The 20,776-nt window shown below is 51.2% G+C and carries 17 protein-coding genes; 5 read left to right on the top strand and 12 right to left on the bottom strand.

Features of this window, described 5'->3' with window-relative positions; genetic code table 11:
• Positions 1-75 precede the first annotated feature (75 nt).
• Positions 76-480: a DUF2721 domain-containing protein gene (locus FJM74_RS06665; protein ID WP_187261791.1), complete on the bottom strand. Its 405-nt coding sequence runs from the start codon at positions 478-480 to the stop codon at positions 76-78.
• A gap of 20 nt (positions 481-500) precedes the next feature.
• Positions 501-1,040: a hypothetical protein gene (locus tag FJM74_RS06660; RefSeq protein WP_187261790.1), complete on the bottom strand. Its 540-nt coding sequence runs from the start codon at positions 1,038-1,040 to the stop codon at positions 501-503.
• Between the two features lie 646 nt (positions 1,041-1,686).
• Between FJM74_RS06660 and FJM74_RS06655 the strand changes: the two genes are divergently transcribed.
• Positions 1,687-2,301 (top strand): DJ-1/PfpI family protein, encoded by a 615-nt coding sequence (locus FJM74_RS06655; RefSeq protein WP_187261789.1) that lies wholly within the window; start codon positions 1,687-1,689, stop codon positions 2,299-2,301.
• A gap of 244 nt (positions 2,302-2,545) precedes the next feature.
• Here FJM74_RS06655 and FJM74_RS06650 read toward each other — a convergent pair whose 3' ends face one another.
• Positions 2,546-3,193: a TIGR02117 family protein gene (locus tag FJM74_RS06650; protein WP_187261788.1), complete on the bottom strand. Its 648-nt coding sequence runs from the start codon at positions 3,191-3,193 to the stop codon at positions 2,546-2,548.
• Positions 3,194-3,632: 439 nt separating this feature from the next.
• Between FJM74_RS06650 and FJM74_RS06645 the strand changes: the two genes are divergently transcribed.
• The 3 genes from FJM74_RS06645 to FJM74_RS06635 all read left to right on the top strand — a co-directional run bounded on the left by FJM74_RS06645 (position 3,633) and on the right by FJM74_RS06635 (position 7,550).
• Entirely contained in the window at positions 3,633-6,197 is a 2,565-nt protein-coding gene (locus FJM74_RS06645) for a M14 family zinc carboxypeptidase (RefSeq protein WP_187261787.1), read from the top strand.
• A 547-nt stretch (positions 6,198-6,744) separates the two neighbouring features.
• Entirely contained in the window at positions 6,745-7,275 is a 531-nt protein-coding gene (locus FJM74_RS06640; RefSeq protein WP_187261786.1) for a DinB family protein, read from the top strand.
• Positions 7,276-7,370: 95 nt separating this feature from the next.
• The gene (locus tag FJM74_RS06635; RefSeq protein ID WP_187261785.1) at positions 7,371-7,550 is read left to right on the top strand and encodes a hypothetical protein; all 180 of its coding nucleotides are present in this window, start codon (positions 7,371-7,373) and stop codon (positions 7,548-7,550) included.
• Between the two features lie 525 nt (positions 7,551-8,075).
• On the opposite strand, the gene FJM74_RS06630 is transcribed toward FJM74_RS06635, so the two are convergent.
• A complete protein-coding gene (locus FJM74_RS06630; protein WP_187261784.1) occupies positions 8,076-8,498 on the bottom strand; it encodes a hypothetical protein in 423 nt (140 codons plus the stop codon).
• A 209-nt stretch (positions 8,499-8,707) separates the two neighbouring features.
• The gene (locus tag FJM74_RS22525) at positions 8,708-8,836 is read right to left on the bottom strand and encodes a hypothetical protein (protein WP_262890427.1); all 129 of its coding nucleotides are present in this window, start codon (positions 8,834-8,836) and stop codon (positions 8,708-8,710) included.
• 575 nt (positions 8,837-9,411) lie between these two features.
• Here FJM74_RS22525 and FJM74_RS06625 point away from each other — a divergent pair.
• Positions 9,412-9,933, top strand: coding sequence for a hypothetical protein (locus FJM74_RS06625; protein ID WP_187261783.1), 522 nt, complete (start codon positions 9,412-9,414; stop codon positions 9,931-9,933).
• A gap of 229 nt (positions 9,934-10,162) precedes the next feature.
• On the opposite strand, the gene priA is transcribed toward FJM74_RS06625, so the two are convergent.
• The 7 genes from priA to rpsF all read right to left on the bottom strand — a co-directional run bounded on the left by priA (position 10,163) and on the right by rpsF (position 20,276).
• Complete coding sequence (gene priA / locus FJM74_RS06620; RefSeq protein ID WP_187261782.1) at positions 10,163-12,694, bottom strand: replication restart helicase PriA; 2,532 nt, start codon at positions 12,692-12,694, stop codon at positions 10,163-10,165.
• A 287-nt stretch (positions 12,695-12,981) separates the two neighbouring features.
• Complete coding sequence (locus FJM74_RS06615) at positions 12,982-15,042, bottom strand: thioredoxin domain-containing protein (protein WP_187261781.1); 2,061 nt, start codon at positions 15,040-15,042, stop codon at positions 12,982-12,984.
• Positions 15,043-15,275: 233 nt separating this feature from the next.
• Positions 15,276-16,265 (bottom strand): GSCFA domain-containing protein, encoded by a 990-nt coding sequence (locus FJM74_RS06610; RefSeq protein WP_241738974.1) that lies wholly within the window; start codon positions 16,263-16,265, stop codon positions 15,276-15,278.
• A 175-nt stretch (positions 16,266-16,440) separates the two neighbouring features.
• Complete coding sequence (locus FJM74_RS06605) at positions 16,441-18,681, bottom strand: M3 family metallopeptidase (protein ID WP_187261780.1); 2,241 nt, start codon at positions 18,679-18,681, stop codon at positions 16,441-16,443.
• A gap of 518 nt (positions 18,682-19,199) precedes the next feature.
• Positions 19,200-19,643, bottom strand: coding sequence for a 50S ribosomal protein L9 (rplI, locus tag FJM74_RS06600; RefSeq protein ID WP_187261779.1), 444 nt, complete (start codon positions 19,641-19,643; stop codon positions 19,200-19,202).
• Between the two features lie 13 nt (positions 19,644-19,656).
• Entirely contained in the window at positions 19,657-19,908 is a 252-nt protein-coding gene (gene rpsR, locus FJM74_RS06595) for a 30S ribosomal protein S18 (protein WP_187261778.1), read from the bottom strand.
• Positions 19,905-20,276: a 30S ribosomal protein S6 gene (gene rpsF / locus FJM74_RS06590; protein ID WP_187261777.1), complete on the bottom strand. Its 372-nt coding sequence runs from the start codon at positions 20,274-20,276 to the stop codon at positions 19,905-19,907. The genes rpsR and rpsF overlap by 4 nt, the downstream gene beginning before the upstream one ends.
• Between the last annotated feature and the right edge of the window lie 500 nt (positions 20,277-20,776).

Here is a 20,776-nt window from a genome sequence, read left to right as displayed (position 1 = left end):
GGGTAACAACTCGCAGCTATCACAGGGAGCGGGAGCGAGCCAGCTGGCCGGCGGGTACACGCTGGAACAGAAATCCTACTTGCCCCCCTTCTCCTCCGCCATGTCGTCCAGCTCCAACTCCAGGGCGTGCACCGAGATCTGGATTTCGCGGAGCGCCAGACCCAGCGAGGCCAGGAGCATGAGCAGGCTAAGGCCGAACACATACTTGCCAGCCGTGTTGTAGCCGGCAAACAGCAAGAACATGCACAGCACACAGCCAAACAGGCTGCCAATACCTACTGCCTGCATGTTCCGGATCAGTACCAGCCGTGTGCGCAGGTTCTGAATCTGTGCCAGCACCAGCTGGCTTTGGGAAGAGGCATAACGTGGCTTCAGGCCGCGAACAAGACTGGCAGTGGCCATAAACCGGTTGGTATACGCCAGCAGCAGCAGCGACAGAGCAGGAAAAAGTAATCCGGGGGTAGTTAAGGTCAGTTCCATATAGCGCAGGGCAAGCGTGGTTACTTAATGCTTTTAATGAAGTCGTCATCAATAGGGTCGTCCTCGTCTTCGTCTGCTACGTGGTCAAAATCGATTGTCTGCAGCAGCTCCAGCCCTTCCAGCAGCAGCTCGTCCAGTTCCTCTTTAGAGGCTGCGTCCAGGGTGCGCTCGAACAAGCCCAGGATCTGCTCCCGCTGCTCGTTCACAAAGATCTCCTGATACAGGGTGTCGAAAGCCGCGATTTTTTTCTGGATGATCTTGTCGATCTCTTTGGTGCTCTTTGCCTTGATTGCCTGCTGCAGCAGGGCCAGCACCTCGTTAGCGCCCTCATTATCTGCCAGGCGCGAAAAAGCCTTTATAAAAGCGATGGCTACTCCCAGCCGCACAATCTCATACCTGAAATTGAGTTCTTCCGCCGTCGTTTTTTGCTGCTGCAGCCGCGATGCCTTATAAACTTGCTCAAATTTTTTGTATACGGCAGGAGCGCCCTCTTCAAAGAGGTGGGGAGCTTCCGGCGAAAAGGCCGTTTCCAGCAACAGGTCAAAACTTCTGGCACTCATAAGGGCAATTAATTTTGTTGAAGATCTTAGGGCACAAAGGTAAAGCAACGCTTCACAAAACACGAATGTGCGGGCCTATATGTTTTGTCGAACGTAAGGATATGGTGAATATACCAGCCCTAGCCAGATTATGAAAGTTTTGGGATGTCTTTTTCTCTACCTAAAGCCGATCGCGAGGTGCCGTAGCCACTGCAATAGCTCCGGAGGCCCCATTTCATTCAAATAATTTGCTTCGGCTAAAAAGCAAGAGGCGTCTGTTAAACCAGTGCGAAGAAAAACGACCGGTGTCAGCCATAATGTTGCTTCCTGATTTGTTCGCGCACTGAAGGAAGCCCCAGGTTCGGATGCAAATTGCCTGACAGACAGCGAGCTGGCAATTTTAGGAGCGGCCTGGACGTTATATGAAAACTACACCCAAAACATCAGGAAGGAGCACAGCCAGTATCCTGATTACCTGTACCGGCAAGGGCGCAGAAAGGTGCTGCACCTCTTCCTGCACACGGGCAGGATTTTTAAGACAGAATCCTTTTTCAGGAGGGACGAGGCTAGGCGTAGTTAACAGAAGTGCTGAAGCAGGAGTGCTAGAGCTGCTCATGTGAAGGGGCAGCCACCAAGCGATTTTCATTTAACCAAAACCTATAAAACGATGGAAAACAAAAGAAAAATTCTCTTCCTCACCGGCGACTTCACCGAAGATTACGAAACCATGGTGCCGTTCCAGATGCTGGAGATGGTAGGCTACGAGGTCCACACCGTTTGCCCCGATAAAAAGAAAGGCGATATCGTAAAAACAGCCATCCACGATTTTGAGGGCGACCAGACTTACACCGAAAAGCCCGGCCACAACTTTCAGCTAAACTACACCTTCGCCGATGTTAACCTCTCCGACTACGACGGGCTGGTCATAGCCGGAGGCAGAGCCCCGGAGTACCTGCGCCTGAACCCAAAAGTATTGGAAATGGCCCGGTATTTTATGGACAACAATAAGCCTCTTGCCGCCATTTGCCACGGCATACAGATCTTAACCGCAGCCCGTGTGGTAAGCGGCCGCAGACTTACGGCTTACCCTGCCGTAGGCCCCGAGGTGGAGTTGGCAGGGGGCACTTACGTAGATGTGCCTGCCACTGACACCGTGGTAGATGGCAACCTCGTAACCTCACCGGCCTGGCCCGGACATGCCAGTTTTATCAGAGAGTTCCTGCAGGTGCTGGGTGTGAAGATTGAAATAGGAGAAGCCAGAACAGCGGAAGCCTCAGTATAAACACTTCTTATTATGCGGGAGTCGGAGGAGAGTTGATAAATACTTTGATAACTCTCCTCTGACTCCTTACATTTAATTTGTTCGCTTTTCAAAAGCCCGGATTTGCCTCTCAAAGTACACGCCAACTACTATTACTCAACAGGAGCAGCAGGAGCAGAACAGCCTTCAGAAGGGGCTTTTTAATTAGAATAATTGCTCCAAAACCCGGCAAGCCATCTTTTGGGGAGCACAACCTGGATTTGCGTCATCTTAAATGCCGCATAATGGCGTACGGGAACGGTGCCCACCAGGCTGTTTTTACGCCAGCCTCTTTCAGGCCTTTATTTACCCAGCTGTTGCAGTTTTTGGTAGCATAGAATTTGCCATGGGCTTCGTAAAAGTTGTCGGTGCCGCTATAGCCGCTGTTTTCTATTAACATGTAGGCGCCGTTTTCACGCTGAAAGGAGCTATCGATAAAAGCGATCAGCCGCAGGTACTGAGTTTCGGTTAGCAGCACAGGGCGTTGCCTCTGGTTAGGAACCAGTCTGCTCCGGATGTACTCTACGTGCAGGGCGGTGCGCGTGGGCCAGAGGGCAGAGGTAAGGGCCACATCCAGTTTCAGGTCGCTCCACTCGGGCGTCTCCATATAAAAGCGGCGGTCGCCCCAGCCAAAGCCGACGTGGGTAAAGCTGCTGTCGGCGGTGGCAAAGTGCTGCAGGGGCAGTTTCTGCCGCCAGTCCATATAAGGTGTGGCAACAGGCAGTACCAGGTCGGTATGCACGCCGTTAGAAGTAACAAATATTTCGACTTTACTTTCGGAGGTCTGGGCGAAGCTGCTGTTTACCGGAATACTGCTCAGCAGGAAGCCCAACAAAAAGAACAGCCCCACCAGCAGCAGTATGCCTGCAGCCATATTTGCCAGCAGTTTCAGTATTCTCTTTATAAATAAAAGCATCCTGTTTTCAGATCTTCTCTTTGGCGCCTGCACAAAACGAATAGCATAGGTAACTGTGTGTGCTGCTGGGCACATCCTCTACTGTTTATTACTGCATAGTGCTGTTGCTGACATGCTGGCTGCCCCGTCTGCTGGTTTCCAGACCTTCGCGAGCAGCACCTGTCAACAGGTTTACGCCAGTTGCGCACGGGCATAAATTATTCTAATGAAAATGCCCCTCCAGCGCTTCCGGAACCCGCTGCTCACCTTATCCTTGTATAGCATTGCTGAATAACGTAAAAATAGCAGCCTGCACATAATTTTATAGCCTCACTTCCTAACTGTTGTCAAGCTCATCATTTTTCCGCAGATTGTAGTGCCAACAGTATGCCTTGCCAAAACACATCTATACCTACAAATGATTCCTATCTTAAAGCGACTGATTACTTTTGTTCTGCTGCTGCTGGCCGTGCAGGTGGCAGAGGCCCAGCAAAAGCTAAAAACCCCGGCCGAGTTTTTAGGCTATCAGCTAGGGGAGCAGTTCTCCTTCCATGCCCAGATGGTAGACTACTTGAACTACCTGGCTGCCCAGGCCCCGAACCGCCTGAAAGTGGAGGAGTACGGCAAAACCTACGAAGGTCGTCCGCTGCTGCTAGCCTATGTGGCCAACGACGAAAACCTGCAGCGCCTGGAGCAGATCCGCGAAAACAATTTGCGGCAGGCCGGCCTATTGCCAGGGCCGGTGCAGGGCGGCCAGCCGTCTATTGTGTGGCTCAGCTACAATGTGCATGGCAACGAGGCTGTATCCAGCGAGGCGGTGCTGCAGGTGCTCTACGACCTCGTGAACCCCGGCAATGCCCAGGCAAAGCAGTGGCTGCAGAACACCGTGCTGCTCATAGACCCCTGCGTGAACCCCGACGGCCGCGAGCGCTATGTGCAGTGGTATAAGCAGACGCAGAACCGCTGGGGCAACCCCTCGCCACACGCCTGGGAGCACTTTGAGCCCTGGCCAGGGGGCAGGCCAAACCACTACTATTTCGACCTGAACCGCGACTGGGCCTGGCAAACGCAGGTGGAGTCGAAGCAGCGGCTGGCGCTTTATAATAGCTGGTTACCACAGGTGCATGCCGACTTTCATGAGATGGGGGTGGAGTCGCCGTATTATTTCTCGCCAGCCGCCAAGCCTTTTCACGAAAGCATCACGCCTTTTCAGCGCGAGTTCCAGAACACCATCGGCGATTATAACAGGGAGTACTTCGATAAGAACAACTGGCTTTACTATACACGCGAGAACTTCGACCTGCTTTACCCCAGCTACGGCGATACCTGGCCCACCTACAACGGCGCCATTGGCATGACCTACGAGCAGGGCGGCTCCGGCCGGGCCGGGCTGGCCTACAAAAAACAGGACGGCGACACCCTTACCCTCACCGACCGCATTGCCCACCACCACGCCGCCAGCCTCGCCACCATTCAGGCAGGCTCCGAAAGAGCCGACCAGTTGAAGCAGGAGTTTCGGAAATATTATGAGAATAACCTGAAAAATCCGGCTGGTGCTTACAAGGCTTTCGTGTTTAAAACAGAAGGCGGCAGTGCCGGCAACCTGCGCGCCCTGACCGAGTACCTGGACAGGCAGCAGATCAGCTATGGCTACGCCGGCAGGAGCACCAGGGCCAGAGGCTTTAACTACGCCACCGGCAAAGAAGAAAACGTAAATGTGGGGCAGCAGGATATCGTCATCAGCATGTACCAGCCTAAATCTACGCTCATAAAAGTGCTGTTTGAGCCCGCCTCCAAACTAGAAGACACCCTTACTTACGACATTACCTCCTGGGCGCTGCCATACGCGTTTGGGTTGCAGGCCTATGCGCTACGCACCCGCCTGGAGCCTGCTGCCGGAAAGGTAGCGCCAACAGAGGCCAAAGCCATAACCATAGAAAAGCCCTATGCCTACCTGGCCCGCTGGAACAGCCTCGACGATGTAAAGTTTCTGGCGGAGCTCATGCAGGCCAAAATAAAAGTGCGCATGGCCGAAAAAGAGTTTGAGACCGACAACCAGACATATGGCTCAGGCACGCTTATTATTACCCGCACCGGCAACCAGGGGGGCGGCACCGACTTAGATGCCACTGTGCGGGCGCTTGCCCAGAAGCACCAGGTAAACCTGAGCGCCACCACCACCGGCTTTGTGAGCAGCGGCTCCGACTTTGGCTCCACCAACGTGCGCTACCTGAAGGCACCGCGCGTGGCACTGCTGGCAGGAGAGGGGGTATCGGCTTATTCGTTTGGGGAAGCCTGGCATTTTTTTGAGCAGCAGATCGGCTACCCGGTTACGGTGCTGGGCACAGCCTATTTCCAGCAGGTGCCGCTCCACGAGTTCGATGTGCTCATTCTGCCGGGAGGCAACTACAGCCAGGTGCTCACTGCGCAGGCGCTGGAGGCCGTGAAAGACTGGGTGCGCCGCGGCGGAAAACTGATCGCCCTGGAAGGTGCCGCTGCCTGGCTGGCCGATAAAAAAGATTTCAGCCTGAAAAAGAAAGAGACAGAGACAGAGGAGGCAGCACCGGAAGCCAAAGACAAAGAAGAGACTCCTGACCCGTACAAGAACCTGCGCGTGTACGGCAACCGCGAGCGCGAGTCGCTGGCAGAGGAGGTGCAGGGCAGCATCTTCAGGGTAGACCTGGACAAGACGCACCCGCTGGCCTTTGGCTATGGCGACACCTACTACGCCCTGGTGCGCTCCGCCGACACGTTTGAGTTCCTGAAAGATGGCTGGAACGTGGGTGTGCTGAAAAAAGGAAACTACGCCACCGGCTTTGTAGGCACTAAGGCCAAGGCAAAGCTGCAGGATGCTCTGATTATGGGTACGCAGCCCATGGGGCGGGGACAGGTGGTGTACATGGCCGATAATCCGCTGTTCAGGGGCTTCTGGCAGAATGGCAAGCTGCTCTTCAGCAACGCCGTGTTCCTGGTTGGGCAGTAGTGCCAGGTGGCGCCTGATTCCAAATTTGAAATTCGAAATGAGGAGGGCACATCTGGTTCCCGTTACTTACTTCTATTACCACTATCATTTGTTTTCTGCGCTTTAAGTTTCCGTGCGCAGCCCCCGGACAGCGCAATGCGGGTGAGGCAGCAATTGGTCTGGCTCATGCAAAGAAGGGACATGCCCAGGAATAAAGGCGAACAAAAGCAATAGCAGTATAAGTGAACGTGCGTTAACGATAGAGCCTCCTGCTTACTGGCTCCTACGGATTATTCTAATGAAAAAGCCCCTCCGGAGGCGCTGCCTCCTGCTGCTGCTGCAGCTGCTGTTGTGGCATCGCCTCCGGATTTACTTGGCAGGTTTACTGCCAATTGTTAACTTAGCCAAAAGTAATCGAGTAAAAGAAAGAAGGTAGGGTGAGCTAAGAAAACCCGAACCTGAACGTGCCGCATCAGGAGCAAACCAGGCAAAAAGCTATTTCTCTCATTCAGGCACTCATTCTCGTATTAGAAAGCATCAGGGGCTGCGGCTCCACAAACAGAACGTCATGGAATCTCAAATCACTTTCCCGGCTCCTTCCGAATATCCCGACACGCTAAAGACGTATGTGGAGGCGGCGAAGGCCGAAGATCTGCTGGCCGGACTGGCGGCGAGTCAGCAGTACATCATCAACTTTATGCTGGAGCTGAAGGAGCAGCAGCTGAATTCGAGGTACCAGCCAGATAAATGGAGCATAAAGGAAGTGCTCGTGCATATGGTAGATACAGAGCGGGTTTTTGCCTACAGAGCCCTCCGCTTCGCCCGGCAGGACAAAACGCCCCTGTCAGGTTTTGACCAGGACACCTACATCGTACCCTCAAAAGCCGCTTCCCGAACCATTGCCTCTATTTTAAACGAATATGCTGCTGTGCGTCAGGCTACCATAGAGCTGTTTAAGAATTTAGACGGAGAAGCGCTTAACCAGACCGGTGTGGCCAGCAACCATGAGATCTCTGTCAGGGCCTTAGGCTATGCCATTCTGGGCCACGAGATACACCATTTGCGTATTATCCGCGAAAAGTACCTGCAGCTGCCATAGCTGGTTTGCTGCCTGGCACGTAAAAATCATTTTCAACATCAGATTTAAAAAATAACAGGCGGGCTGGCATATCCTGCAGCCCGGGGAGAAAACACATGAAAAACCAAAGACTTTTTAGAATAGCGCTGGCAGTTGCCTGCTTCGTTTTTGCAGGCCTCAAGGCCTATTCTATCGCACAGGGAGATTATACCTGGATCGACGTATTTTTCATGATCGCCTTCCTGGGCTTTGGCATTATGTACCTGGTGGTGCTGAACAAGACCAAGCGGCCGTAAGACTTTGTCAAATTAGAAATATGAATGGCTGGATTTACAGTCTTTCATAAATTTCCGGCTTTCAGTAATCATTAGGAATGAGGCTTGATTTGATGGTATGAAATCAGCTGAGCGGTCATTTCTAATTTTGAATTTCTAATGCAGCGAAGCATTTAGGTAGGTGCAAGCCTGGGAACACCTTCAAGACCGACATCTGCCTTCGGAAGAAAAAGAGTTTTGGATGTGCAACAGCAGCAGTCTGTAGAGCTCGCGAGGGGCTTTTATATTCAAATAATTTAATTTTTTGCGGAGGATTTCTTTGCAGCCTTATCCGCACATTTACAAAATCTGTAAGCATCAGGAGGTCTATTCTGCAACTGTAAAAGCATTGCGGGGAGGGCGAGGGATCGGGTTGAATTTCGTTGCAAAACCCTTAAATGGCAAAACCTGAACTTAAAAAGGCAGGTTTTGCCCCTCTAAGTCCAGGTTTTCAACTTTTAGCCAAAGGTACTATATTATACGCCCGTGGCAAAAGAAGGTTGCAGCTTACTCGCTTAGTAAAGTGATAAATTTCTGTGGCTGTGGGGTAGTCCCTTTTGCCTTGTCTTCATACACCACCGCTTTAAAGTTTGCCTTGCCCACATTTACTGTTTTGTAAGCGGTTACACCGGACCAGAGCTGATCGCCGGGCTTTACCTTTATTAGTTGTGTGGTGCCGTCGGGGGTGGTAATAAGAAGCGTAGCCGCAGTGGCAGCATAGGCCAGGTGCTCCGGGTTGGCATGTACCGTTGTAAAATCTCCGGGCTTGAGCTCAATTTCGAGCAGGCGCATAAAGTTGGTGTCGAGCAGCTGAGAGAACTTCCGGGCACTGTCATTAGCAGCAGCGGGAGTATCCTGACCAGTAAAAGAAGAAGCAGAAACGGATAATGTAGTAGCTAGCAGGGTAGCCACGATGATAATTTTTTTCATAGTTTTATTTTTTGGAGCGGTTAATTATGAACTTTCTAGTTTTATTTTGTTGAAAGGAGCTGGTTAAGCTGCTCCTCCCGGTGTGTTAGTTTTTGTGCGTGTAATAAAAATATACTGCGGTAAAAGGTAATTGCTTAAGTTACATATGATTGTAATTCAATTGAATAGATGCTTTGAATTGTAAGTGAGTTGCCTCCCGTATAAAAAAATCAGATAATTCTTAGCGAGGTAAGTGCAATCTCGCTGCCTCGCATCATCACCTTCTTGGTATCAGAAAACCTTTCTAGCACGCCGAGCATCAGCAGGAAGAGGAGCAGGAGTAAGAACAGCATTTTCATAGTTTTAATAATTTTAGGGTCCTTGGTTTACTTGTGCTTTATAGATGATGAAAGTCTGTAAAGGGTTGCTTGGAGTTCAGAAATAATTTCTACTTTATCCTGATTTCCTTATAGCATGTCTCGTGCCAGATTTGTAACCTGCTGGAAATTAGCTTTATATGGCCGTTTTATTTTGTTTGGTGAGGAAAGCTGTGTCCGGCGGTGTACACCAGTGTGTTCGGTAGCGGACAGTTTTGCTACTGTTGTTGAGCAGCATACTTATTTCTGTTTTCAGACCTATAGGAAGAGAAATTAACTTTTGAGGTTGCTGCTGCTAAAGGCACCTTTGGCAGAAGGTTTAGGTCCTGAACTGTGAATTTGTAGAACTAAATTGGTTAGTCTGATTAGGTTATCTGTAGATTTTGGAAATATAGTTTTTATTTATTTTTGTTTGGAAAACAATTGCGGCATAGTTTATCTTAGGAAAAACAATGCCGCAAAGGGTAAAATCAATCACGCACATAATGCAGATAAGCGTATGTTTGGGTAGTTATTACGTTTATCTGCAAGTTGTGGTGCAGTGAAATTAATTAAGAATGTTCAAACAAGACAATATTAGACACTACATCATAAAAGCATTGGGTGTTCTGATTGCTCTCTTATCATCATACTACCTGTTCAAATCAGGTTATCATGTTTTGTTTTATAAGGAAACAGGAGGTAAAGATGTGTTTGTATTTCACTTTACTAGAAGCTTTACTGAAGTAGTTATAGCATTTATCTTTTGGATTATCATATTAATTGGTGGCCTCGGCATATATACAGACAGAAGAAATGGTTTATTTTTAGGACTATTAGCCACATGTGTCGCATTGATTCCTTCACTCGCATTTGTTTTAATTGCTGCGGGTAAAGTCAGGACCTACTCCAGAAGTATTTTAATAAACAATGCAGAAAGAGAAATGACTAATCTGGAAAAGTGGGATTACATATATGCTGATTTTTTCTTTTCCATTTGTTTGACCTTATTAGTAGTAGCAACAATCGTTATAATAGTAAAAAGAAGAAAATATTTAGAAGCCACCAAGCAAAACACCATACCACAACAAAGCCTATAGTGCATTTAAATGCACCATAGCAAAGCCGTTACCAGTAATTTGAGTTATGAGTACGCCCCCCGCTGGCGCGAGTTTGTAACTCGTGCCTTCATGTCGAAAATAATAAGTACGGGCTACAAGCTCGCACTAGCGTAGCAACCGCGAAAGAAGCTGCCAACGCACCACCAAATTATTCCAATAAAAACAGCCTTCCCTGCCTACCTGCTCCTGCTGCTGCAGATCAGGAAACTTACGCCGGGTCCACATCCACTACCACACGCAGCCCTTTAAAATCGGGGAGGAGCTTGAGTTGGTGTATGGCTCCGGCAATCAGGCGTTTGGAGCTGCTGAGCTGGCTGCTCTGGCGGTGCAGCTTGATGTGGATCTCCTGCAGGAACAGGTTCCGTATCTTGAAAATGTAGGGCACCTCCGGCCCCAGCACCTGCTCTTTGCTGAGTCTGTCTGTCAGGTCCTTGGCCAGCACAATGGCGGCATTCTCGGCGGTGCGCTCGTCCTCATGCTTCACCGTTATCTTGATCATCCGCACAAAAGGAGGGTAGTTAAAGCGCATCCGGTCTTCAATCTCATGCTCGTAGAGGGCCTGGTAATCGTTGCTGTGCACCTTCCGGAAGATAGACTGCAGCGGGTCACGGGTCTGGATAATAACCGTGCCATGCTTGCCTTTGCGGCCTGCCCGCCCGCTTACCTGCACAAACAGCTGGTACGCCCGCTCGTTGGCCCTGAAATCCGGGAAGTTAATAATCGTGTCGGCGTTCAGGATACCCACCAAACTCACGTTCTCGAAGTCGAGGCCTTTGGTAACCATTTGCGTTCCCACTAACACATTGGTGCGCCCACTTTCAAAATCGGCGATGATCTGCTGGTAGCTGTTCTTTTTCTTGGTCGTGTCCAGGTCCATGCGCTGTACCTCGGCGTTGGGGAGCAGCAGCTTGAGTTCGTCTTCTACTTTTTCAGTGCCGAAACCCATGCTTTTGAGGGTGGTGGCGCCGCAGGCGGGGCAGTCGGAGGGCATGCGCTCGTGGTAACCGCAGTAGTGGCAGCGGAGCTCCTGGTTAAACTTGTGGTACGAGAGGCTCACGGCGCAGTGCTTGCACTTGGGTATCCAGGAGCACTCGTCGCAGGCAATAAAGGGCGCATAGCCCCGGCGGTTCTGAAACAGGATCACCTGCTCGTGCCGGTGCAGCCGTGCCTCTATCTCGCCAAGAAGTTTGGCCGAGAAGTGGCTGTGCATGTTCTTTCGCTTCTGCTCGTCACGCGTGTTCACCAGTTCAATGTCCGGCATCTGTGCCTCGCCGAAACGTTTGGTCATGCTTACCAGCCCCCAGCGGCCGTTCTTGCAGTTGTGATAAGTTTCTACAGAGGGTGTGGCAGAGCCTAACAGGGTTTTGGCCCCCTGCAGATGTGCCATCATCAGGGCAGTTTCGCGGGCGTTGTAGCGCGGAGCCGGGTCGTACTGCTTGTACGATGGCTCGTGCTCCTCATCAATAATCACCAGCGAGAGGTTGTGGAAGGGCAGAAAGATAGAGGACCGCACACCCACCACTACCTGGAACTTGCCCGACAAGATTCCCTGCCACACCTCCGCCCGCTCATTGTCGGAGAATTTGGAGTGGTACACGCCCAGCTGGTCGCCGAACACCTTCATCAGGCGGGTCACGATCTGGGCCGTCAGGGCGATTTCGGGGAGCAGGTACAGTACCTGTCCGCCACCTTCGAGGGCGTGCTTTATCAGGTCGATATACACCTCGGTTTTGCCACTGCCGGTAACGCCATGCAGCAGCACCGTGTCTTTTTCCTTGAACAGGCCCAGAATCTCCTCCCGCGCCTCCGCCTGATGCTCCGACAACGCCATAGGCAGTTGCATGGCTCCAAAATCCGTCTGGAACCGCGACACAATCTGGTCGAACTGCTCCAGCACGCCCTTCCGGATCAGGCTCGTAATGGCCGATTGCGAGAGATGCGGATTTCCGGTGAGCACACTTTTCTCCAGCCCCTGGATGTTCAGGTTCTTATCCTGGTGTACCGGCACCTTCTGCAGGTAGTTCAGCAGGATGTCGAGTTGCTTGGGTTTGGGGGTGAGCTGGGCGAAAAGCTCCTCCAGCATGGCCTCGTCCTGCACAAAATGCTCCGACAGCCGCACCTTCTTCACCACCTTGGGGGAGTACTTATCGCTCACCTGCTCAAAAATAATGATGGCTTCTTTCTGGATGAGCGACTTTATGTATTTATGGTAGTTCTTGAGCTGCAGCAGGTTACCAACGTCTGTAAATGTGAGGGCCTGGTTTTGCTGAAGCGCATAAATGATTTTGGCTTCCTGTGTGGCCAGCGGGATGTCGTCTTCTTCAGGTTCGTAGCTTGGGTGCAGCTGCAGCCGCGATTCGCTGCTGAGCTTCAGGGCTGATGGCAGGGCCGCGTTGATCACCTCGCCCAGCGTGCACATATAGTAATCGGCAATCCATTTAAACAGTTTGAGCTGCGGTGCCGTCACGATAGGCTTGTCATCCAGCACGTCGAGCACGTACTTGGCCTGGTAATCGGCGGGGGCGTTTTCGTGGATGTCGGCTACGATGCAGCTGAGCACTTTCTTGGCACCGAACTGAACAATTACCCGCACGCCCACCAGCACCTCGTCGTTCATCTCGAAGGGGATGCGGTAGGTGTAGAGCTTGGGCAGCGGCAGGGGCAGTATCACATCGGCAAAAAGCGTGACACGGTCTTCGGCTGGTTCCGCCGGGTAATTAAAATTCAGTAGTTCTGACAAGGGTGCTGCAAAAGGTTGATGACAATAAGCAAAGGTCGGAAAAATTTGTTAAAAGCGACAGGCTGATTGTGAGGAGCAGCAGCAGGAGCAGTGCGCCCAGGAGGGGCATTTTGATTAGAATAATTGGCGCGACGGGATCAATGGGGGAAGAAAGCCCTGTCAGGGGACAGAGCTTGGGAAAAGAGAAGCTTTTGGAAATACATGCCTTTTCAATCCAAATTATTCTAATCAAAATGGTCCTTGCGAGGCTTTTTCTTTTGATGCAGCTGCTCCTTTACATCAGCTACCTACAAATCCGGGAACTTCTGCTGCTGCGCACTCCCCTTCAGCTGCTCCAGCGCATCGGCCACGGTGTGCACGGGCAACTGACAGGTTTTGTTGTAACACACGTAGAGGGTGGTATTGCCGTTAACCGGTATTTTATCTTCGAGCAGCGGCAGCGTGCTGTTGTCCTGGGTGCCAAGCAGCAGCATGTTCGGGAGGAAGAATAAGCTGAGTTCGGCACGTTTGGCGGCGGCTTTGGCTCCTACAATGGCTACTTCGGCGGTAGGCTTGAGTTTGTAAAAGTAGAGGCTGGCCCAGTTGCTCATATACGAAGGCTCTTTTATCACCAGGTCCTTTACCTTGCTGAGCATGTTGTTGGATAGCCGCTGGTATTCCTCCACATCGAAGTATAGGCCCAGGAAGTGCAGGTTCGTGGCCATCACGGAGTTAGAAGACGGTGCCACGTTGTCCATGATTTCCTTCTTGCGGGCGATCAATTTTTCGGAACTGTTGTCGGTGAAGAAGAAAAGCTGCTCCTGCTCGTCGTAGAAGTGGGCCAACGTGTAGTCTATGAGGCTTTTTGCCTGCTGCAGCCATTTCTCGTCAAACGTGATCTCGTACACCCTGATCAAAGCCTGAATCAGCAGGGCGTAATCTTCCAGAAAACCGTCTATGGTGGCTTTGCCTGCTTTGTAGTTGTGGTAGAGCTTGCCGTCTTTCAGCATGTTCTTCAGCAGGAAATCTGCATTCTGCAGCACCAGCGCCAGGAGTTTCTTCTCCCCGAACACGTAGTAGGCATCTGCCAGGCCCTTCAGCATGAGGGCATTCCAGGAGCAGAGAACCTTGTCGTCGAGGGCGGGGCGGATGCGCTGTTCCCGCAGATTCATCAACTTTTCCTTCCAGCCGGCCTTCATCTCCTGCAGTACTTCCAGATCCAGTTGGTTTTCCTGGGCAAACTTCTCGTCGGAGATGCGGCGGTGCAGGATGTTGCGGCCATGTTCAAAATTGCCGGATGCCGTTACATGGTAATACTTGGAGAATAGCGGCTCCTCGTCTCCCAGCACATCCTGCAGCTCCTGTTTGGTAAAGGTGTAGAACCTTCCTTCTTCTCCTTCGCTGTCAGCATCCAGCGAGGAGTAGAAGCCACCCTCGGGGCACATCAGCTCCCGCTGCACAAAGGTTATCGTTTCCATGACGACCTCTTTGTACAGCGGCTCTTTGGTTACCTGGTAGGCTTCAGCGTAAAGGCTCACCAATTGGCCATTGTCGTAGAGCATCTTCTCGAAGTGGGGTACGAGCCATTCGGCGTCTACGGAGTAGCGGGCAAAGCCGCCGCCCATCTGGTCGTAAATGCCGCCGTAGGCCATCTCACGTAGGGTCAGGTGTAGCTGGTTCAGGGCGCTTTGGTCCTGGGTGTGGCTGTGGTAGCGGAGCAGGAACAGGTAGTTGGTGGGCATCGCGAATTTAGGTGCCTGGCCCAAGCCACCCAGCTTCTTGTCGAAGCGGGTGCTCAGGTTATAGCCCATCAGCCTGAAATCCTCCTCCCGCACGTGAAAGTTGCTGGCACCAAGGCCGTATTTTGCCAGTTCGCTGGTGTTCAGGTGCTGCGCAAACTGCTCCGCCGACTTATCCAGCTCCTGGCGGCTCTTTTTATACGCGTCGGCCACGTTCTGCAGCAGCCCCAGCCACTGCTGCGGCGGAAAGTAGGTGCCGCCATAAAAGGGTTTGGCATCGGGGTTCAGAAACACGTTCAGCGGCCAGCCTCCCTGCACACCCATGGCCTGCAGGGCATCCATGTAAATGGCATCTACATCGGGGCGCTCTTCGCGGTCTACTTTTATGCACACAAAATGAGTGTTCATAACTTCCGCTATCTGCTCGTTCTCAAACGACTGATGCTCCATCACGTGGCACCAGTGGCAGGCGGCGTAGCCGATGCTTACAATAATGGGTTTATCCGCTGCTTTGGCTCTGCCCAGGGCTTCTTCGCCCCAGGGGTGCCAGTCTACAGGGTTATAGGCGTGCTGCAACAGGTATGGACTGCTCTCGTGAATGAGGCGGTTAGCTTTCTTCTCTTGTGACATAGTTTTTCTACTGTGTGCTGTTCCGGGTTCTGCTTTGTACGGGCATAAAGGCCAAAGGTAGAAAGAGAAAGTGTACAATTGTTTTACGCACGATTCAGGCGGCCTTAAAAAAGATAGACGATTGTGCGTGAATTATTTCAATCAAAAAGCCCCTCCAGAGCTCATTGTTCCTGCTTAGTGGTGGGTGGAAAGAACTTTGGACTTGTTAAAAGCCGGTCTCGTGTGCAACGTCGTCAATCTTTGCCGATTATTTGTAGCTGCAACTGTGCTATTTCTTTGGCGCAGGATATGTTATGCTTCTGCTCCAGTTCCCGAAGCTGCTGTAGGGTAGCTTTCAGGAACTGCTGATGTGCGGCCGACGCCGGGTGAAAGGGCTTGTGTGCCATGGCTCTTCTAACCTTCTCCCACTCCGGCAGGAAAGCCTGATACTCCTGGTCGAAGTAGGCGCCTACAAATTTCTGCCAGATGTAATCCTCTGCCAGCTCAGTAGGGTGCAGCATATCAGCCTTGTAGAATCTGTAGTCGCGCAGGTCGTCCATCATTATTTCGTAAGCCGGGAAGTAATTCACATTTTCGTAGGCCTCCGTTAGCTGATGCGTCGCCACGCGCAGCACGGCTTTGCTGACACTGTTGATCTCCAGTGTCTCTTTGAGGTGGCGCACCGGGCTCACGGTCAGGAGCAGCTTGATGTTGGGGTTCAGCTGGAGCAGGCGCTGGTGCATTTGCGTAAAGGCAGCCGTTATCTCCTCTGTTGTGAGCAGGAGGCGCGTAAACTGCCGCGCCGGCAGCTTGTGGCAATTGGCGACCACCGTGCCGGTGCTGGCGAGCCGATAACTCACCGCCGTGCCCCAGGTCATGATCAGCAACGAAGCCTTCTGCAATTGCTCCTGCGTTTGCTGCACCTGCTGCCGGATAGTGTGCAACAGTTCTTCTTTAGAAGGGGAGGAGAGGGCGGAGTGCAGGTCGTAGGCGTACCAGATGCCATTGTGCTGCACCAGGTGCTTCTCAAAATCATAGGCCTTGCCGCTGACTATCTCCACTAACAAACAGGCGGATAGGGGATTGAAAATGGTGCCGAACGGGTTAACCAGGGTTGCTACTTTGTTTTCCTGCAGTTTAGAACCAATAACTTCGGCAAAGCAGGAGCCAATGGTCAAAACTTCGGCCTGGAGTGCCAGGCGCAGCTGCGATGGTTTTATCGGTAATTCGGTGCGGAACATCATGCTTCAAATATACGGAATGGTAGAAAGTTGAGCTTTGTCGGTGCCCGCATAAAACAGTTCAGGCTGGCAATAAAATTTTGCCAGCCTGAGCCATTAGTAAAGTTTATGAAGCAGCCTTACCTGAACCTCCTCTGTCATCTCGACGATAGGAGAGATGACAGAGGAGGTTGTTTATCTACTTGGCCTTCCCTTTTGGTTTAGCAGGTGTCTTCTTAGCGCCAGCCGCTTCCTTTACCGGAAATCCCCGCTTGCGCATCAGCGCCTCTACATTTGGGTCGCGGCCACGGAAGGCACGGTAACCCGCTGCCGGATCAATGGTGTTGCCTACCGAGAAAACGTGCTGGTGCAGTCTTTTGGCAACAGCTTTGTCGTACGGGCCGCTGCCTTCTGTAAAGGCTCCGAAGGCATCGGCGGTGAGCACATCGGACCAAAGGTAGCTGTAGTAACCCGCGGAGTAGCTGTCGCTGGAGAAAATGTGCATGAACTGCGGCGTGCGGTGGCGCATCACGATCTCAGAAGGCATGCCCAACGCTGTTAGTGTTTCGCGCTCAAATGTATCGGGGTCAATTTTCTGGTCGCCGGCCAGGTGCAGCTTCATGTCGATCAGGGCGCTGGCCAGGTACTCGGTGGTCTCAAAGCCTTCGTTAAACGTAGAGGCTTTCTCGATGCGGTCCACCAGGTGCTGCGGAATTGGCTTGCCAGTCTGGTAATGCACGGCAAAGCGTTGCAGCACTTCCGGCGTAGAGAGCCAGTGCTCCAGCAACTGCGACGGGAACTCCACATAGTCGCGCACCACGGCCGTGCCCGACAAGGAAGGGTAAGTCACATTAGAAGAAAGACCATGTAAAGCGTGACCGAACTCGTGGAACAGCGTGTTGGCATCGTCCCAGGAGATCAGTACGGGCTCGCCTTCTTTGCCCTTCACAAAATTGGAGTTGTTCGATACAATGGTAGTGGCATTATCGTCGAGGCGGTGCTGACGGCGGTAAGCGTTCATCCAGGCGCCGGAGCGCTTGCCGGTACGGGCGTATGGGTCGAAATACCACAGGCCCACATGCTGCCCCGAGGTCTTGTTTGTCACCTCCCACACCCGCACATCCGGATGGAACACCGGCACATCGGTAACCGGCGTGAAGTTGAAGTCGAACAGCTCACCTGCTACCCAGAACATGCCTTCGCGCAGCTTCTCCAGCTGCAGGTACTCCTTCACCTCATTCTGATCGAGGTCGTAGCGGGCTTTCCTTACTTTTTCGGCGTAGTAGCGGTAGTCCCAGGGTTCTATGGTCATGTTGGCGCCTTCTTTTTTAGCAAGCGCCTGCATGTCGGCTACTTCTTCGCGCACACGGGCAATAGCTGGTGTCCAGACGGCTTCCATTAGCTCTACGGCACGTTCCGGAGTCTTCGCCATGGTGTTCTCGAGGCGCCAGTGCGCGTGTGTCGGAAAGCCGAGCAACTTAGCACGCTCAGCGCGTAGCTGCAGTATTTGGGTTATAATGGCGTTGTTGTCGTGCTCGCCACCGTTGTCGCCTCTGTCAACAAACATTTTCCAGGCTTTCTCGCGCAGGTCGCGGCGATCGGAATAAGTCAGGAATGGGTCTATGGAGGAGCGGGTGTTGGTGATGACGTAGGGAGCCGTACTGTTTTTGGTTTTGGCGGCTCCGGCAGCGGCTTCCCGCAGCGAGGCTGGCAGGCCGGCCAGATCGGCTTCGCTCTGCAGCTCCAGCATATAATTTGTTTCATCGGCCAGCACGTTTTGGCTGAAGTTGGTGAAAAGCGCTGCCAGTTCCTGGTTTATAGCCGACAGGCGATCTTTGGCCTGGGCATCGAGCCTGGCGCCGGCTCTTACAAAGTTGTTATGGTAGTTCCATACCAGCCGTTGCTGCTCTGCACTAAGCTTTGATTTTTCCGGGGAGTTGTAGACAGCCTCAATGCGCTTGAACAAGGCTTCGTTCTGTGTGATTTTATCGGAGAAAGCCGAAAGCTTCGGCGCCATCTCCCGCTCGATCACCTGAAATTCAGGGTTGTTCATGTTGGAGCTCCAGATGCCGTACACGGTCCGGACGCGGTTCATGGCCTGGCCGGCACGCTCCATGGCCGCAATGGTATTCTCGAAGGAAGGTGCTGCGGGGTCGGAAGCGATTTTGTCTATTTCGGCCAGCTCTTCGGCCATGGCTGCTTCGAGCGCCGGTTTAAACTGGCTCACCTGCACCTGGTCGAAAGGAGGCACACCGCCGTATGGTCCTGCCCATTCGGCTACCAAAGGGTTCTGTGCTGTTTGAGCCGGTGTGTCAGTAACAGCAGTTGTGCCGGTGTCTGAAGTGGATGGAGTTGTTCTGTTCACGCAGTTGGTTGTGGCAAAAATGGTGAAGGCGGGTACTGCAAGCAGGGCGCCATAATGGACAATTGATTTCCGCATAAGTAGTTTTTCCGTGGTTAATTATAAAATGTAGTACGTAGGTTGCATTTACTCAAATATACTTTAAAGTGTGGAGGTGTGGAAGCTTAGCTGTGAGCGAATGCTACTACAGGCTTGTTATACGGCAGTGGCAAATTATTCCAATGGTTTTGCCCCTCCGGAGGTTCTGCTGGCTAGATAGTAGATTTTTGTCCGAATCTCTATAGTAGGGCCCCTACCCTAAAAATTTACAGAATTTAGGAATGGAGAAGACTTGAAAATTATTCTAATGAAATGGGACCTCCGGAAGCTTTGCTGCTGCTCAAAAGACTCCAAACAGCAGAGTTAAAAGTTGATCGTGCTTTCAAAGCCGGCATACTTCATTTCCAAATCTTCAAATCTCTAAATTGAAAAATCAACCATTTAACAAACCCGTTGTTGTACGTTTTCGCTGCCCACATGTTCCCGGATTTGGCAGGGCATAAAAAAAGCGTCCTGCCTTGTGGGGCAGGACGCTTTTAAATGGTGAGTGCTATAAATTAAGCAGCCACTACGTTGAAACGTATCTGGTGCTTCACTTCTTTGTGCAGAATGATGGTAGCAGTGTACTCGCCGGCAGTTTTCACATCCTGGTCGAAAGAGATACGCTTGCGGTCAACTTCGAAACCTTTTGCTTTCAGGGCATCAGAAAGCTGCAGGGTTGTAACAGAACCGAAGATCTTGCCCGTTTCGCCTACTTTAGCAGGTATCTCAAGCGTGATGTCGCCAATGCTGTCGGCCAGTTCCTGCGCATCGTTCTTGATTTTGTCAGCTTTGTGGGCCGCCTGACGGATGTTTTCGGCTACCACTTTTTTGTTAGACGCGTTGGCCAGAACAGCCAGCCCTTGCGGGATCAGGTAGTTGCGGCCATAACCAGGCTTCACAGATACGATATCGTTCTTGAAACCTACGCCTTTCACGTCATCTTTCAATATAATTTCCATTGCTCTTCCCTCCTTATTTTAAAGAATCAGTTACATAAGGCAAAATGGCCAGGTGTCTGGCTCTTGCAACGGCCTGCGACACTTTGCGCTGAAATTTCAGGCTTGTACCCGTTAATCTTCTAGGAAGGATCTTGCCTTGCTCGTTTACAAACTTCAGTAAGAAGTTACCGTCTTTGTAATCGATGTATTTGATTCCGCTTTTCTTGAACCGGCAGTATTTCTCGCGATTTTCCTGCTTGTGTACTTTCTCGTTAACTAAGCTCATGATGCTTTAACCTCCTCTTTTTTAGCTTGTGATTTAAACTCGCCTTTTCTTCTACGCTCGTTGTAAGCAATGGCATGCTTGTCAAGGGCAGTGGTTAAGAAGCGAACAACTTTTTCATCACGGCGATAAGCCAGCTCAAGGGCGTCTACCACAGTGGTAGGAGCCGCAAACTCGATGAGGTGATAGAAGCCTGTCGACTTTTTCTGGATTGGATAAGCCAGTTTACGCAGACCCCAGTTCTCTTCGTGGATAATGTCGGCGCTATTTTCCTTAAGCACCTGTCTGAACTTCTCGACCGTTTCCTGCATCTGCACCTCGTTCAGCAACGGGGTCAGGATGAAGATCGTTTCGTAATTTTTTAATTCCATTTTGTGTATGAGAATTTTTTGAATTTAGCCTGCAAATTTACAGCTAATATTTGTGTATTACAAATCCTTTTTCTGTTAAGCCTAGCTGAGGAACAAAATCTGTATGTTGCCCGGATAAAATCGGGTCATTGAGGGGCAGCGGGAAGGCGAAAAAAATAGCTTCGCTCAGTTAATATAAATGTGGCCACAACAGGTTAAGAAATAAGGATGCAAAACCGTGAAATGAAAACGTCATAGAAACCGGGCGCTAAAAGGTGGGTAAACTTCGAAAAATACAATTTTAAGTACAGGGGGTATTCTGCCCGCGGTTTTAGAGGCTGATAAAATACGCTGAAAAGTGATTTATGTCTGTTTTTTAAGGCGGTAAAGATCATTCATCCAAGTGTTATTTAGAATTTGTATAAATAAAAACGGTTGTTTCAGATTTATAAAAAGATTGTTAAAGAAGCAATGACGGAATACATGTGTTCCGGAGAGTAGGGGAAAAATACAGTTATTTA

The sequence above is a fragment of the Pontibacter beigongshangensis genome (genome assembly GCF_014332515.1).
Classification (GTDB): Bacteria; Bacteroidota; Bacteroidia; order Cytophagales; family Hymenobacteraceae; genus Pontibacter; species Pontibacter beigongshangensis.
This window is presented reverse-complemented; position numbering and strand designations above follow the sequence as displayed.